Here is a 13,425-nt window from a genome sequence, read left to right on the forward strand (position 1 = left end):
TCATGCACCTGCCTTCGTGTTCTGGAGGTTCCGCACGAGTGCAGCCGGAGCGACATCTTCCAGCGGAAGGCCACGGCGCGCAGCCACGGCCTGCGGCTCCTCGAGGTTCTTGAGCGCCTTGACCGTCGCGTGGACGATGTTGATGGCGTTCGAGGACCCGAGGGACTTGGACAGGACGTCGTGGATGCCGACGCACTCGAGCACGGCGCGCACCGGACCGCCGGCGATAACGCCGGTACCCGGGGCAGCCGGACGGAGCAGGACGACGCCTGCAGCGGCCTCACCCTGCACGAGGTGCGGGACGGTCGTGCCGACGCGCGGCACGCGGAAGAAGGACTTCTTGGCCTCCTCCACGCCCTTGGCGATGGCCGCGGGGACCTCCTTGGCCTTGCCGTAGCCGACGCCGACCATGCCGTTGCCGTCGCCAACCACCACGAGGGCGGTGAAGCTGAAGCGACGGCCGCCCTTGACGACCTTGGCGACGCGGTTGATGGTCACCACGCGCTCGATGAACTGGCTCTTCTCGGCATCGCGACCACCGTCGCGGCCACCACGGCCACCACGGTCGCCGCGGCCCTGGCCACGACCCTCGCCACGACGTCCGCCGCGGCGGTCGTCGGTGGCGGGAGCGGACTCAGCAGCCTCGGGTGCATTCTGCTCAGACACGTTGTCCTTCTCTGCGTTCACTGCGTTCTCTGCGCTCACAGGGCCAGCCCACCTTCACGTGCGCCGTCCGCGATCGCAGCAACGCGGCCGTGGTACTTGTTGCCACCGCGGTCGAACACGACGGCCTCGATGCCAGCAGCCTTCGCACGCTCGGCGATGAGCTCGCCCACGCGCTTGGCCTTGGCGGTCTTGTCGCCGTCGAACGCGCGGAGGTCGGCCTCGAGGGTCGAGGCGGAGACCAGCGTGATGCCCTTGCTGTCGTCGACAACCTGGACGAACACGTGACGCGAGGAACGGTTCACCACGAGACGGGGACGCTCGGCAGAGCCGATGACCTTCTTGCGGAGACGGAAGTGGCGACGGGTCCGAGCCTGCTGCTTGGACTTGGCGGCGCGCTTCTTGTTGATACCCAGAGCCATGGTTACTTACCAGCCTTTCCGACCTTGCGGCGGACAATTTCGCCGGCGTAGCGGATGCCCTTGCCCTTGTACGGGTCGGGCTTGCGCAGCTTGCGGATGTTGGCCGCAACCTCACCGACCTGCTGCTTGTTGATGCCGGAGACCGAGAACTTCGTCGGGTTCTCGACCGCGAAGGTGATGCCCTCGGGGGCATCGACGTTCACGGGGTGCGAGAAGCCGAGCGCGAACTCGAGGTTCGAGCCCTTGGCCTGCACACGGTAACCGGTGCCGACGATCTCGAGCTTCTTCTCGTAGCCCTTGGTCACGCCCTCGATCATGTTCGAGATCAGGGTGCGGGTCAGGCCGTGCAGCGAACGCGAGGCGCGCTCGTCGTTCGGGCGGGTCACCGAGAGGGTCGTGTCGTCGAGGGAGACCTCGATCGGGCTGGCCACAGTGTGGGTCAGCTCGCCCTTGGTGCCCTTGACGGTCACCACGGAGCCGTCGATCTTGACCTCGACGCCGGCGGGGACGGTGATGGGGAGACGTCCAATGCGGGACATATCTTCTTCTTCCTTCCCTTACCAGACGTACGCGAGGACTTCGCCGCCGACGCCCTTCTTGGCGGCCTGACGGTCAGTCAGGAGCCCAGAAGAAGTCGACAGGATGGCGATGCCGAGGCCGCCCAGCACGTGCGGGAGGTTCGTGGACTTCGCGTACACGCGGAGGCCCGGCTTGGAGATGCGGCGAACACCGGCGATCGAACGCTCACGGTTCGGGCCGAACTTGAGGTCCAGGGTCAGCTTCTTGCCGACCTCGGCGTCCTCTTCCTTCCAGCTGGCGATGTAGCCCTCTGCCTTCAGGATGTCTGCAACACGGACCTTGAGCTTCGACGACGGCATGGAGACCGTGTCGTGGTAGGCCGAGTTGGCGTTGCGCAGACGGGTAAGCATGTCTGCGACGGGATCAGTCATAGTCATTGTGGGCTCATGCCCTTCCTCGTAACGGTTTCCGGCTGTGCCCTCTTGGGCGCGCCGGACCTTTCACGCAGTGATTCAGTCTTCGGTCTTGAACGGGAAGCCGAGGTGCTTCAGAAGCGCACGGCCCTCGTCGTCGGTCTTCGCGGTCGTGACAACCGTGATGTCCATGCCACGGAGGCGATCGATCTTGTCCTGGTCGATCTCGTGGAACATCACCTGCTCGGTGAGGCCGAACGTGTAGTTGCCGTTGCCGTCGAACTGCTTGCCCGAGAGGCCGCGGAAGTCGCGGATACGGGGCAGCGCGAGGGTGACGAGGCGGTCCACGAACTCCCACATGCGGTCGCCGCGAAGCGTCGTGAAGGCGCCGATCGGCATACCCTCACGGAGCTTGAACTGGGCGATCGACTTGCGGGCCTTCGTGACCTGCGGCTTCTGGCCAGTGATCAGGGTGAGGTCGCGGACGGCGCCCTCGATGATCTTCGAGTCCTTGGCGGCGTCACCGACGCCCATGTTGACGACAACCTTGACCAGGCGGGGAACCTGGTTGACGTTCTCGTACTTGAACTCTTCCTGGAGCGCCTGCTTGATGTTCTCCGCGTACTTCGTCTTCAGACGAGGAACGACCTTCACCGGAGTCTCGACAGTCTCAGTCATCAGATGTCCTTCCCGGTGGCCTTGGAGTAGCGGACGCGGACGGTCTTCGCGACGCCGTCCTTCTCCACCGTCTCGACGCGGAAGCCAACCCGGGTGGGCTTCTTCGTCTCGGGGTCCACGAGGGCCACGTTGGAGACGTGGATCGGGGCTTCGACCTGCTCGATGCCGCCGGTCTTGGTGCCGCGCTGCGACTGGCCGACCTTGGTGTGCTTCGTGACGCGGTTGATGCCCTCGACGAGCACGCGGTTCGTCTCGGTGAACACCTTCAGGACCTTGCCCTGCTTGCCCTTGTCACCGCCCTTGTCCTGCTTGGTACCGGTGATGACCTGGACCAGGTCGCCCTTCTTGATCTTTGCGCCCATAAGTCAGAGCACCTCCGGAGCCAGCGAGACGATCTTCATGAACTTCTTGTCACGCAGCTCGCGGCCGACCGGGCCGAAGATGCGTGTGCCACGGGGGTCGCCGTCGTTCTTGAGGATGACTGCAGCGTTCTCGTCGAACTTGATGTAGGAGCCGTCCGCGCGGCGGCGCTCCTTCTTGGTACGGACGACGACGGCCTTGACCACGTCGCCCTTCTTCACGTTGCCGCCAGGGATCGCGTCCTTGACGGTGGCGACGATCACGTCGCCGATGCCTGCGTAGCGGCGGCCAGATCCACCGAGAACACGGATGGTGAGGATTTCCTTCGCACCCGTGTTGTCGGCGACCTTGAGCCGCGACTCCTGCTGAATCACTTCTACTCCTTACGTCACGCCGGTTCTCGTACCGCGTTGCAGCATGCGGCCGAGCCTTGCGGAACGGTTGTTGGGGCGTCTCTCGACCCGTCTGGATGTGGCCAGAACGGGCCTGAATCACCGTGCCGAGCGCATTTGTCCCCTTCCTGCCCGAGAGCAGCGCCGGGGCGCTCCCCTTCGGCAGAAGGGCATTATGCGGTGGCACGATGGTTCACGAGGTACTGACGGCATGGCGAAGCCAACCGTACAAGCTCAATATCGTACCACGGCGCTCCTGTCCACCCCGAACGCTCACGGAGCAGCCGGCGCAGGCGGGAACGGCCGACGCCGCTCATCTCCACCCCGAACGCTCACGGAGCGCCGGCGCAGGCAGGAAACGCCCGGCGCCGCTCATGTCCACCCCGAACGCTCACATCCACCCCCAACCCTCGCCTCCACCCCGAACGCTCACGGAGCAGCCCGCCCAAGCGGGAACGCCCGACGACGCCGCTGGGGTCCCGACGTCGTGCTCCCACTGGCAGTGCTGCGATAGCGGACAAGCGCCCTTCAAGCGCGCTTGTCCGCTACGGCAGCACTGCTGGCTGGTCGCAGGCCCATCTGGATGAGCTTCGCGCGAAACTGGGCAGGCCTTTCAAGATCGGACCAATCGAGCCGCAGCACGGGATGGTTGAGACCGAGGAGCCGATTCTCCCGCTTCTTCTCGCGGCGGATGATCTCGCGGGGGTCCTCGCCGTGCGTGAGCTCGGTGCGGAAGTACTTGCCCCAGCCATCGAACTCGCCCACCGGCTCGAGCTTCCCCGGAGCCGTCACTGCACGGTTCCCCTCAACGTCGCCCCAGTAATAGTCAGTGCGTCCCACGAATCCGAGCTGGTCGAAGTGTTCCGCCTGGAGCATCGGTTCCGGGAAGCCGAAGAGCAGCATCAGCGCCCGCCCCACGGACTCACCCGGCGACTCGGCACCCGAACGTGCCAAGAGCGCGATCCGCTCCGCCCGAGCTCGGTGGGAGCGGTGCGGAAGCGCTGCGATCGCATCGGCCACGGCAGCGCGGTCAAGCAGCGGGACATCGGGCTGACGGCGAAGAACCCCATCTGCGACGGTCAGCGCCCGTGCGAACTTCGCCGTAGCAAGAACCTCCGCAAGGGCATCGGCGAGCGGGACGGCTTCGAACTCGCCGACCGCGATTGACTTGATGGTGTCGTGGTGGTGCCGTCGGATCTGGTGCGAACCACGTTCTCTGGCCTGCCTTGCGGACGCCGATTCCCCCCGGACGTCAAAGGTGCTCGGCCGCACGCCAAGCCTGCTGGTCGTCGATGTCGCAACGTCTACCGTCAACGGCGCCTTCACCGTGGGAACCCCATGAAGGAACAAGGCGGTCTCGCCGCAGAAGACCACGCCTGGATTGGCCAGCGCATGCGCCGCCAACGTCAGTCGGAAACGGTCATCGGTCTCGAGGCCGCTCCACACGCCGGTCGGGACGCAGAAACCACGGCGCAACCTCGCGATCGACCCGGCCGCGAACTGGCTCCGCGGATCGGCCGAAGGCCCGTGGAGGTCGCGGCGCGACGTGTCAATGAGATGTCCGAGTGGCTCCATGACCACGAGTTTCACGGTCCAGAACGCGGCGCGCATGTCCGAGTCCGCGCTATGTGGACAACACGCGCTACGGTCAGTCTGTGGAGGACGAGGGACCGAGTCCAGTCCATGGGCCCGCGCTGCGCAGTCGTGCCGACGGACCCGAGCGGACTGACCGACAGGCCCGGCGCCCACGCCCGGCTTAGGCCCAGCGCCCACGCCCGGCTTAGGCCCAGCGCCCACGCCCGGCTTAGGCCCAGCGCCCACGCCCAGCACCTAGCCCGGCGCCCACGCCCGGCTTAGGCCCAGCGCCCACGCCCAGCACCTAGCCCGGCGCCCACGCCCAGCACCTAGCCCGGCGCCCACGCCCAGCACCTAGCCCGGCGCCCACGCCCAGCACCTAGCCCGGCGCCCACGCCCAGCACCTAGCCCGGCGCCCAGCACCTAGCCCGGCGCCCACGCCCAGCACCTAGCCCGGCGCCCAAGTCCAGCACTCGGGCCCGGCACCCCCGGCACCCCGGGCCCGGCACCCACCAGCCCGGCACCCCCGGCACCCCGGGCCCAGCACCCACCAGCCCGGCACCCCCGGCACCCCGGGCCCAGCACCCACCAGCCCGGCACCCCCGGCACCCCGGGCCCAGCACCCACCAGCCCGGCACCCCCGGCACCCCGGCACCCCGGGCCCGGCACCCACCAGCCCGGCACCCCCGGCACCCCGGGCCCGGCACCCACCAGCTCAGCGCCCCGGGCCCGGCACCCCGGCGAAGCGCTGACGTAGCCGACGAGCGCGCTTGAGAGGGCCTTGTCCGCTACGTCAGCGCCGCCCGAGTAGTGATTGTGCGGAGCAGGGATTGCGGCGCAAAGGCGGAAGGCCCGCCCCCTCCGAAGAGGGAACGGGCCTTCGCAGCACTGCAGGGATCCGCGGGAGCCGCGAGTCCTTACTTGGCCTTCTCGAGGATCTCGACAAGGCGCCACCGCTTGGTGGCGGACAGCGGCCGGGTCTCCGCGATGAGAACAAGGTCGCCGATACCGGCGGAGTTGTTCTCATCGTGGGCCTTGCGCTTCTCGGTACGGCGGATGACCTTGCCGTAAAGCGAGTGCTTCACGCGGTCCTCAACCTCGACGACGATCGTCTTGTCCATCTTGTCGGACACGACGTAGCCGCGGGCGGTCTTGCGCTGACCGCGCTCCTGGGCAGAAGCGTTCTCCGTCACGTTGTTCTCTTCGCTCACTTGGCGTCCTCCTCGGCAGCCTCGGCCTGCTCGGCCTTGGCAGCCTTCTTAGCCGCCTTCTTGTCGTCCTTCGCCTCGACGACCGCCGGAGCGGCCTCGGCACGAATGCCGAGCTCGCGCTCGCGCAGGATCGTGTAGATGCGGGCGATGTCCTTCTTGACCGCACGGAAGCGGCCATGGTTCTCGAGCTGGCCGGTGGCCGACTGGAAGCGCAGGTTGAACAGCTCTTCCTTGGCCTTCTTGAGCTCCTCGAAGAGGCGCTCGTTGTCCAGCTGGTCGAGCTTCTCAGCCGTCAGGTCCTTCGAACCGACTGCCATTCTCATTCACCACCTTCGCGGCGCACGATGCGCGCCTTCAACGGGAGCTTGTGGATGGCGAGGCGCAGGGCCTCGCGCGCCACCTCGTCAGAGACACCGGAGAGCTCGAAGAGCACACGGCCGGGCTTGACGTTGGCGATCCACCACTCCGGAGAACCCTTACCGGAACCCATGCGGGTTTCGGCAGGCTTCTTGGTCAGCGGACGGTCCGGGTAGATGTTGATCCAGACCTTGCCGCCACGCTTGATGTGACGGGTCATGGCGATACGAGCGGACTCGATCTGACGGTTGGTCACGTAGGCAGGCGTGAGGGCCTGGATGCCGTACTCGCCGAACGAGACCTTGGTGCCGCCGGTAGCAGCGCCGGAACGACCCGGGTGGTGCTGCTTGCGGTGCTTCACACGACGCGGGATAAGCATTTAAGCCTCTCCTCCTTCTGCCGCCGGAGCAGCGGCTCCTTCTGCTGCCGAGGCTGCAGGGGCCTCGGCTGCCGCGGGGGCAGCCTGAGCCGGACGGTCGCCGGCCGGACGACGGCGGCGCTCGCCACCGGGACGACCCGGACGGTCGCCGCGGTCGCCACGATCGCCGCGGGGGCCGCGGGACGGAGCGGCGGCTGCCTGGGCAGCCAGCTCCTTCGACGTCACGTCGCCCTTGTAGATCCAGACCTTCACACCGATGCGGCCGAAGGTGGTCTTGGCCTCGTAGAAGCCGTAGTCGATGTTCGCGCGGAGGGTGTGCAGGGGCACACGGCCCTCGCGGTAGAACTCCGAGCGAGACATCTCGGCGCCGCCGAGGCGGCCCGAGCACGCGATACGGATGCCCTTGGCACCGGCGCGCTGCGCCGACTGCATGGCCTTCTTCATCGCGCGGCGGAACGCGACGCGGCTCGAGAGCTGCTCCGCAACGCCCTGGGCGACGAGCTGTGCCTCGATCTCGGGGTTCTTGACCTCGAGAATGTTCAGCTGGACCTGCTTGCCGGTGAGCTTCTCGAGCTCGCCGCGGATGCGGTCCGCCTCGGCGCCGCGGCGGCCGATCACGATACCCGGACGGGCCGTGTGGATATCCACGCGGACACGGTCGCGGGTGCGCTCGATCTCGACCTTGGCGATGCCGGCGCGCTCCATGCCGTTGGTCATGAGCTGGCGGATCTTGACGTCCTCACGGACGAAGTCCTTGTAGCGCTGACCGGGCTTGCTGCTATCGGCAAACCAGTGCGAGACGTGGTCGGTGGTGATGCCGAGTCGGAACCCGTGCGGGTTGACCTTCTGTCCCATTTAGCGGGCCTCCTCGTTCTCCGGGGTCGCCACGACCACAGTGATGTGGCTGGTGCGCTTCTTGATGCGGTATGCGCGACCCTGGGCACGCGGCTGGAACCGCTTCATGGTCGGGCCCTCGTCGACGAACGCCTCAGAGATGTAGAGGTCGCTCTCGTCGAACGCGACGCCGTCGCGGTCGGCGAGGACACGGGCGTTGGCCATCGCCGAGGCGAGGACCTTGTAGACCGGCTCCGAAGCTGCCTGCTGGGCGAACTTCAGGATTGCCAGAGCCTCATTCGCCTGCTTGCCACGAACAAGGTTGACGACGCGCCGGGCCTTCATCGGCGTTACGCGGATGTGACGCGCAATTGCCTTGGCTTCCATTGCTTTCCTTCTCTTTCTCAGAGCTAAGCGCTGCTGCTGCCTCACGGCAGGGATCAGCGGCGCTTGCCCTTCTTGTCGTCCTTCACGTGGCCGCGGAATGTCCGCGTCGGGGCGAATTCGCCGAGCTTGTGCCCGACCATCGACTCGGTGACGAAGACCGGGATGTGCTTGCGCCCATCGTGCACGGCGATCGTGTGCCCGAGCATGTCGGGGATGATCATCGAGCGGCGGGACCAGGTCTTGATGACGTTCTTGGTGCCCTTATCGTTTTCCCTGGCGACCTTCACAAAGAGGTGCTGGTCAACGAAAGGACCCTTCTTCAGGCTGCGTGGCATGTGTCCAGGCTCCTATCGCTTGTTCTTGCCAGTACGACGACGACGGACGATGAGCTTGTCGCTCGCCTTGTTGGGGCGACGCGTGCGGCCCTCGGGCTTGCCGTTCGGGTTGACGGGGTGACGTCCACCGGACGTCTTGCCCTCGCCACCACCGTGCGGGTGGTCAACCGGGTTCATGGCGACGCCGCGGACGGTCGGGCGGACGCCCTTCCAGCGCATGCGGCCGGCCTTGCCCCAGTTGATGTTCGACTGCTCGGCGTTGCCGACCTCGCCGACGGTCGCGCGGCAGCGGACGTCGACGTTGCGGACCTCGCCCGACGGCAGGCGGAGCTGGGCGAACTTGCCCTCCTTCGCCACGAGCTGGATCGAGGCACCGGCGGAGCGGGCCATCTTGGCACCGCCGCCCGGACGGAGCTCAACAGCGTGGATCACGGTACCGACCGGGATGTTGCGCAGCGGCAGGTTGTTGCCGGGCTTGATGTCGGCGTCCGGACCGGACTCGACGATGTCGCCCTGAGCGAGCTTGTTCGGCGCGATGATGTAGCGCTTGGTGCCGTCCACGAAGTGGAGCAGCGCGATGCGCGCGGTGCGGTTCGGGTCGTACTCGATGTGAGCGACCTTGGCGTCGACACCGTCCTTGTCGTGACGACGGAAGTCGATCAGACGGTACTGGCGCTTGTGCCCGCCGCCCTTGTGACGCGTCGTGATCTTGCCCGTGTTGTTGCGGCCGCCCTTCTTGGGGAGCGGACGCACCAAGGACTTCTCCGGCGTCGAGCGCGTGATCTCTGCGAAGTCGGCCACGCTCGAGCCGCGACGGCCCGGGGTAGTCGGCTTGTAGTTACGGATTCCCATTTACCTGTTCCTCGTTAAAGTGGTCTCCGCTCAGGCGAGCGGACCGCCGAAGATGTCGATCGTGCTGCCGTCCTTGAGGGTGACGATGGCACGCTTGGTGGACTTGCGCTGGCCCCAGCCGAACTTGGTCCGCTTGCGCTTACCCGGACGGTTGAGGGTGTTGATCGAGTCGACCTTGACCGAGAAGATGCGCTCGATGGCGATCTTGATCTCGGTCTTGTTGGAGCGCGGGTCCACCAGGAAGGTGTACTTGCCCTCGTCGATCAGGCCGTAGCTCTTCTCCGAGACAACCGGCGCGATGACGACGTCGCGCGGGTCCTTGTAGCTGGATGCGTTCACTTGGAAGCCTCCTCATTCGCAGTGCTGTGTCCCTGGGACTTTGACGCCACGAACGCATCGAATGCAGCCTTCGTGAAGACCACGTCGTCGGAGACGAGAACGTCGTACGTGTTCAGCTGGTCGGCGTAGATCGCGTGGACCTCGGCGAGGTTGCGCACCGAAAGGGCAGCGGCCTCGTCGGCACGGTCGATCACGACGAGCAGGTTCTTGCGGTCCGAGAGGGAGCGCAGGGTGCTGAGTGCGTCCTTCGTGCTCGGCTTCTCACCGGAGACGAGGGACTCGACGACGTGGATGCGGCCGTTGCGGGCGCGGTCAGAGAGGGCGCCGCGGAGGGCAGCAGCCTTCATCTTCTTGGGGGTGCGCTGGCTGTAGTCACGCGGCACGGGACCGTGGACAACGCCGCCGCCGGTCATGTGCGGGGCGCGGATCGAACCCTGACGGGCGCGGCCGGTGCCCTTCTGCTTGAACGGCTTGCGGCCGGCGCCGGACACTTCGCCGCGGCCCTTCACCTTGTGCGTGCCCTGGCGTGCAGCGGCCAGCTGGGCAACGACGACCTGGTGCAGCAGCGGGACGTTCGTCTGGACGTCGAAGATCTCTGCGGGGAGATCAACGTTGACAGTTGCGTTAGCCATGAGTTCAGGCTCCCTTCACGGCGGTGCGGACGAGGACGACCGAGCCGCGGGCACCCGGGAGGGCGCCCTTGATGAGGAGCAGCGAGTTCTCGGCATCCACGGCGTGCACGGTGAGGTTCATGGTCGTCTGGCGCTCATTGCCCATGCGACCGGCCATGCGGAGGCCCTTGAAGACGCGGCCCGGGGTGGCGCAGGCACCGATGGAACCGGGCTTGCGGTGGTTCTTGTGGGCACCGTGGGAGGCACCGACGCCGTGGAAGCCGTGACGCTTCATGACACCGGCGAAGCCCTTGCCCTTTGTGGTGCCGACGACGTCGATCTTCTGGCCGGCCTCGAAGGTCTCCACGGAGATCTCCTGGCCCAGCTCGTACGAGTCGGCGTCGGCGGTGCGGACCTCGACGAGGTGACGGCGCGGGGTCACGCCAGCCTTCTCGAAGTGTCCGGTCAGCGGCTTGTTGACCTTGCGCGGATCGATCTGGCCGTAGCCGATCTGGACCGCGGTGTAGCCGTCGGTCTCGGGGTTGCGCAGCTGGGTGACGACGTTGGAGTCGGCCTTAACAACAGTGACGGGGATGAGCTTGTTGGTCTCGTCCCAGACCTGGGTCATGCCGAGCTTCGTGCCCAGCAGGCCCTTCACATTACGGGTAGCGGTCATAGTTTTCTCAGCACCTCCCTCTAGAGCTTGATTTCGATGTTGACGTCAGCCGGCAGGTCGAGGCGCATGAGCGAGTCGACCGCCTTCGGCGTCGGGTCGATGATGTCGATCAGCCGCTTGTGCGTGCGCATCTCAAAGTGCTCGCGGCTGTCCTTGTACTTGTGCGGAGAGCGGATGACGCAGTACACGTTCTTCTCCGTCGGCAGCGGAACGGGGCCCACTACCGTTGCGCCTGCGCGCGTGACCGTCTCAACGATCTTCCGAGCTGAAGTATCGATGACCTCGTGGTCATACGACTTCAGCCGGATGCGGATCTTCTGTCCCGCCATATCGCCTGACTCGCTTTCGTCTGTCTAGCCCTGCTGGTGTCAGTTCACTGTTCTGTTGGCTGTGGCTGCCGAAGCATTCAAGGTTGTAACCACCACCGGCCGCACTGCCTGAATCCGGATTCCCGGGTTCCTCAGACAACCGGCCACTCCGACCCCCGCGGTCGGGCGTGTCGCGCCGATTGGCACGCACGTACCCTTAGCCTTTTGCGAAGGTGGGTCATATTTGGTCTCCAGCCTGGACCCTGCACCCGGCATTATCCGGATCGGGACGCGAAGGAGCGCTTGAACAACTCATCTAGTCTGCCAGACAACTGCCCGTAGCGCCAATCGGCGCACGCGCACGCGCATCACCGCGCCTCTTGGCGGACCCGCGCGGTCGGCGCGAAGATAGGCGCATGCCGCGTGCCGCCGTCGAACGCCTCGCCAGCCTGATTCCACACGACTTTACTCTCGGTGTCGCGACTTCCGCGTTCCAGATCGAGGGCGCCCTCGACGAGGATGGCAGAGGATCCTCGAGCTGGGATGAATTCGCGGCGCGCCCGGGCGTGATCGACTCCGACGGCTCCCCCGCCCTCGCGTGCGACCACTACCACCGAAGCGGCGAGGACTTGGACCTCGTGGCGGGCCTCGGAGTGGACGCCTACCGTTTCTCCATCGCATGGTCCCGTGTGCAGCCCGAGGGCCGCGGCGCGTGGAACGAGAAGGGGTGGGACTTCTACGACCGGCTCATCGACGGCATGCTCGCGCGCGGCCTCTCACCCATGGCCACGCTCTTCCATTGGGACACACCGCTCGCCCTCGAGCACGACGGCGGGTGGCTGGCCCGGGCGACCGCCCTGCGGTTCGCCGAGTATGCCGCCGAGGCCGGCAGGCGGTTCGGCGACCGGGTGGACCGCTGGGTCACGCTCAACGAGCCGGTCTCACTGACCCTCAACGGCTATGCACTCGGCATCCACGCGCCGGGGAGGCAGCTGCTCTTCGACGCCCTGCCTGCCGCTCACCACCAGCTCCTGGGCCACGGACTAGCGGTCCAGGCGCTGCGCGCAGCACGTGTGCGCGGGCAGATCGGCATCACGAACATGCACGCGCCGGTCCACCCGGCGAGCCGCGGCCCGCTCGACTGGATCCATGCCAAGAGTGCCGACGTCCTGCTGAACAGGCTCTACGCAGACCCCGTGCTGCTGGGCCGCTACCCGAGGATTCCGTCCCTGGGCCGGCGACTCAACCCCACCGACCGCCGCACGCGCGCGGACGATCTCGCGACCATCCACGCGCCGCTCGACTTCTACGGCCTCAATTACTACTACCCCGCACGGATCCGTACGGGCCCAGGTCCGACCCCCAACGGGGTCCAGCACACGGCCGCCATCGGCAAGACGCCATTCCACCTCGCCGAGCTCCCCGAATACGCGGTGACCGGCTTCGGGTGGCCCATCTCGCCTGAGTACTGCGGGGTGGTGCTCGGCGAGCTCAAGCAGCGCTACGGTGCTTCCCTGCCGCCGGTCTACATCACCGAGAGCGGGGCGAGCTTCCCGGAGCCGTCCCAATCGGACGGCATGATGCACGACGACGCGCGCGTCGCCTACCTCGCGTCGCATCTTGAGGCTGCGCTCGCAGCCGTCGGACCGGGCGGCCCTGCCGAAGGGGTCGACCTGCGCGGCTGGTACGTGTGGACCCTCACCGACAACTTCGAGTGGGCCGCGGGCTACACCCAGCGGTTCGGGCTTGTGCACACCGACTTCGCGACGCTCGAGCGCACGCCGAAGGCCTCGTACTACTGGCTTCAGCAGCTGGCCCGGGCTCGGCACCGGCCAGCCGTGAGCGCGTGAGGCCCGCGCCGGCGTCGCGCCAGCCCGACTGGCGCCGGACCCACCCGTGCCCGCGCTGCCCCCACCCGCGCTACCCCAAGCCGGGGCCCGCACTCAAGCGGACCGGCCCTACTCCCCGCGGTCCGATCTGCGGATCTGCCGGAAGCGCTCGATTTCGCGCTTGAAGTTCTTGCGCACCCAGAAGTAGCCAGCCACCAGGACGATGGCGAAGGCGATGACGACGATCCAGCTCACGGCGAAGGCCTTCCCTCGGTTGGCTCACGG

21 protein-coding genes are annotated in these 13,425 nt (G+C 66.8%); 1 reads left to right on the forward strand and 20 read right to left on the reverse strand.

Going from position 1 to position 13,425, the window contains the following annotated elements; genetic code table 11:
* From rpsE to rpsJ, 19 genes are all read right to left on the reverse strand, one after another.
* On the reverse strand, positions 1 to 666 hold the full coding sequence (gene rpsE, locus AB5L97_RS13770) for a 30S ribosomal protein S5 (RefSeq protein WP_307955648.1): 666 nt from the start codon (positions 664 to 666) through the stop codon (positions 1 to 3).
* A 35-nt stretch (positions 667 to 701) separates the two neighbouring features.
* The gene (rplR, locus tag AB5L97_RS13775; RefSeq protein WP_307955647.1) at positions 702 to 1,085 is read right to left on the reverse strand and encodes a 50S ribosomal protein L18; all 384 of its coding nucleotides are present in this window, start codon (positions 1,083 to 1,085) and stop codon (positions 702 to 704) included.
* A 2-nt stretch (positions 1,086 to 1,087) separates the two neighbouring features.
* A complete protein-coding gene (gene rplF, locus AB5L97_RS13780; RefSeq protein WP_307955646.1) occupies positions 1,088 to 1,624 on the reverse strand; it encodes a 50S ribosomal protein L6 in 537 nt (178 codons plus the stop codon).
* Positions 1,625 to 1,642: 18 nt separating this feature from the next.
* Entirely contained in the window at positions 1,643 to 2,041 is a 399-nt protein-coding gene (gene rpsH / locus AB5L97_RS13785) for a 30S ribosomal protein S8 (RefSeq protein ID WP_307955645.1), read from the reverse strand.
* Positions 2,042 to 2,116: 75 nt separating this feature from the next.
* A complete protein-coding gene (rplE, locus tag AB5L97_RS13790) occupies positions 2,117 to 2,695 on the reverse strand; it encodes a 50S ribosomal protein L5 (protein ID WP_307955644.1) in 579 nt (192 codons plus the stop codon).
* The gene (gene rplX / locus AB5L97_RS13795) at positions 2,695 to 3,057 is read right to left on the reverse strand and encodes a 50S ribosomal protein L24 (RefSeq protein WP_369045081.1); all 363 of its coding nucleotides are present in this window, start codon (positions 3,055 to 3,057) and stop codon (positions 2,695 to 2,697) included. Before rplX ends, rplE begins: the two co-directional genes overlap by 1 nt.
* A 3-nt stretch (positions 3,058 to 3,060) precedes the next feature.
* Entirely contained in the window at positions 3,061 to 3,429 is a 369-nt protein-coding gene (rplN, locus tag AB5L97_RS13800) for a 50S ribosomal protein L14 (protein ID WP_043119386.1), read from the reverse strand.
* 546 nt (positions 3,430 to 3,975) lie between these two features.
* The gene (locus AB5L97_RS13805; protein WP_369045082.1) at positions 3,976 to 5,058 is read right to left on the reverse strand and encodes a hypothetical protein; all 1,083 of its coding nucleotides are present in this window, start codon (positions 5,056 to 5,058) and stop codon (positions 3,976 to 3,978) included.
* An 881-nt stretch (positions 5,059 to 5,939) separates the two neighbouring features.
* On the reverse strand, positions 5,940 to 6,233 hold the full coding sequence (gene rpsQ, locus AB5L97_RS13810; RefSeq protein WP_307955641.1) for a 30S ribosomal protein S17: 294 nt from the start codon (positions 6,231 to 6,233) through the stop codon (positions 5,940 to 5,942).
* On the reverse strand, positions 6,230 to 6,550 hold the full coding sequence (gene rpmC / locus AB5L97_RS13815) for a 50S ribosomal protein L29 (protein ID WP_307955640.1): 321 nt from the start codon (positions 6,548 to 6,550) through the stop codon (positions 6,230 to 6,232). The genes rpsQ and rpmC overlap by 4 nt, the downstream gene beginning before the upstream one ends.
* Before the next feature lie 2 nt (positions 6,551 to 6,552).
* Entirely contained in the window at positions 6,553 to 6,969 is a 417-nt protein-coding gene (rplP, locus tag AB5L97_RS13820; RefSeq protein WP_208709945.1) for a 50S ribosomal protein L16, read from the reverse strand.
* The gene (gene rpsC, locus AB5L97_RS13825) at positions 6,970 to 7,824 is read right to left on the reverse strand and encodes a 30S ribosomal protein S3 (protein WP_307955639.1); all 855 of its coding nucleotides are present in this window, start codon (positions 7,822 to 7,824) and stop codon (positions 6,970 to 6,972) included.
* Positions 7,825 to 8,190, reverse strand: coding sequence for a 50S ribosomal protein L22 (rplV, locus tag AB5L97_RS13830; protein ID WP_208709949.1), 366 nt, complete (start codon positions 8,188 to 8,190; stop codon positions 7,825 to 7,827). It lies immediately after the preceding gene.
* A 53-nt stretch (positions 8,191 to 8,243) separates the two neighbouring features.
* Positions 8,244 to 8,525 (reverse strand): 30S ribosomal protein S19, encoded by a 282-nt coding sequence (gene rpsS, locus AB5L97_RS13835; RefSeq protein ID WP_208709951.1) that lies wholly within the window; start codon positions 8,523 to 8,525, stop codon positions 8,244 to 8,246.
* A 12-nt stretch (positions 8,526 to 8,537) separates the two neighbouring features.
* The gene (gene rplB, locus AB5L97_RS13840; RefSeq protein WP_307955638.1) at positions 8,538 to 9,377 is read right to left on the reverse strand and encodes a 50S ribosomal protein L2; all 840 of its coding nucleotides are present in this window, start codon (positions 9,375 to 9,377) and stop codon (positions 8,538 to 8,540) included.
* Positions 9,378 to 9,407: 30 nt separating this feature from the next.
* Positions 9,408 to 9,716, reverse strand: a complete 309-nt coding sequence (gene rplW / locus AB5L97_RS13845) for a 50S ribosomal protein L23 (RefSeq protein ID WP_307955637.1) — start codon at positions 9,714 to 9,716, stop codon at positions 9,408 to 9,410.
* Positions 9,713 to 10,348, reverse strand: coding sequence for a 50S ribosomal protein L4 (gene rplD, locus AB5L97_RS13850; RefSeq protein ID WP_307955636.1), 636 nt, complete (start codon positions 10,346 to 10,348; stop codon positions 9,713 to 9,715). The genes rplW and rplD overlap by 4 nt, the downstream gene beginning before the upstream one ends.
* A 4-nt stretch (positions 10,349 to 10,352) precedes the next feature.
* Positions 10,353 to 11,003 (reverse strand): 50S ribosomal protein L3, encoded by a 651-nt coding sequence (rplC, locus tag AB5L97_RS13855; protein WP_307955635.1) that lies wholly within the window; start codon positions 11,001 to 11,003, stop codon positions 10,353 to 10,355.
* A gap of 20 nt (positions 11,004 to 11,023) precedes the next feature.
* Entirely contained in the window at positions 11,024 to 11,332 is a 309-nt protein-coding gene (gene rpsJ, locus AB5L97_RS13860; RefSeq protein ID WP_043119398.1) for a 30S ribosomal protein S10, read from the reverse strand.
* Positions 11,333 to 11,727: 395 nt separating this feature from the next.
* Here rpsJ and AB5L97_RS13865 point away from each other — a divergent pair, with 395 nt between their 5' ends.
* Entirely contained in the window at positions 11,728 to 13,161 is a 1,434-nt protein-coding gene (locus AB5L97_RS13865) for a GH1 family beta-glucosidase (RefSeq protein WP_307955634.1), read from the forward strand.
* 108 nt (positions 13,162 to 13,269) lie between these two features.
* Here AB5L97_RS13865 and AB5L97_RS13870 read toward each other — a convergent pair whose 3' ends face one another.
* A complete protein-coding gene (locus tag AB5L97_RS13870) occupies positions 13,270 to 13,395 on the reverse strand; it encodes a hypothetical protein (protein WP_307955633.1) in 126 nt (41 codons plus the stop codon).
* Between the last annotated feature and the right edge of the window lie 30 nt (positions 13,396 to 13,425).

Origin of the sequence: Sinomonas sp. P10A9, assembly GCF_041022165.1 — a bacterium.
Classification (GTDB): Bacteria; Actinomycetota; Actinomycetes; order Actinomycetales; family Micrococcaceae; genus Sinomonas; species Sinomonas puerhi.

Excerpts from the sequence above, each read along its gene's own strand:
- rplD (WP_307955636.1), bottom strand. The coding sequence starts at position 10,348 with ATGGCTAACGCAACTGTCAACGTTGATCTCCCCGCAGAGATCTTCGAC.
- AB5L97_RS13805 (WP_369045082.1), bottom strand. The coding sequence starts at position 5,058 with ATGCGCGCCGCGTTCTGGACCGTGAAACTCGTGGTCATGGAGCCACTC.
- AB5L97_RS13865 (WP_307955634.1), top strand. The coding sequence starts at position 11,728 with ATGCCGCGTGCCGCCGTCGAACGCCTCGCCAGCCTGATTCCACACGAC.
- rplP (WP_208709945.1), bottom strand. The coding sequence starts at position 6,969 with ATGCTTATCCCGCGTCGTGTGAAGCACCGCAAGCAGCACCACCCGGGT.
- rplE (WP_307955644.1), bottom strand. The coding sequence starts at position 2,695 with ATGACTGAGACTGTCGAGACTCCGGTGAAGGTCGTTCCTCGTCTGAAG.
- rplR (WP_307955647.1), bottom strand. The coding sequence starts at position 1,085 with ATGGCTCTGGGTATCAACAAGAAGCGCGCCGCCAAGTCCAAGCAGCAG.
- rplX (WP_369045081.1), bottom strand. The coding sequence starts at position 3,057 with ATGGGCGCAAAGATCAAGAAGGGCGACCTGGTCCAGGTCATCACCGGT.
- rplB (WP_307955638.1), bottom strand. The coding sequence starts at position 9,377 with ATGGGAATCCGTAACTACAAGCCGACTACCCCGGGCCGTCGCGGCTCG.
- rplV (WP_208709949.1), bottom strand. The coding sequence starts at position 8,190 with ATGGAAGCCAAGGCAATTGCGCGTCACATCCGCGTAACGCCGATGAAG.
- rplC (WP_307955635.1), bottom strand. The coding sequence starts at position 11,003 with ATGACCGCTACCCGTAATGTGAAGGGCCTGCTGGGCACGAAGCTCGGC.
- rpsC (WP_307955639.1), bottom strand. The coding sequence starts at position 7,824 with ATGGGACAGAAGGTCAACCCGCACGGGTTCCGACTCGGCATCACCACC.
- rpmC (WP_307955640.1), bottom strand. The coding sequence starts at position 6,550 with ATGGCAGTCGGTTCGAAGGACCTGACGGCTGAGAAGCTCGACCAGCTG.
- rplF (WP_307955646.1), bottom strand. The coding sequence starts at position 1,624 with ATGTCCCGCATTGGACGTCTCCCCATCACCGTCCCCGCCGGCGTCGAG.
- rpsJ (WP_043119398.1), bottom strand. The coding sequence starts at position 11,332 with ATGGCGGGACAGAAGATCCGCATCCGGCTGAAGTCGTATGACCACGAG.
- rpsS (WP_208709951.1), bottom strand. The coding sequence starts at position 8,525 with ATGCCACGCAGCCTGAAGAAGGGTCCTTTCGTTGACCAGCACCTCTTT.
- rpsH (WP_307955645.1), bottom strand. The coding sequence starts at position 2,041 with ATGACTATGACTGATCCCGTCGCAGACATGCTTACCCGTCTGCGCAAC.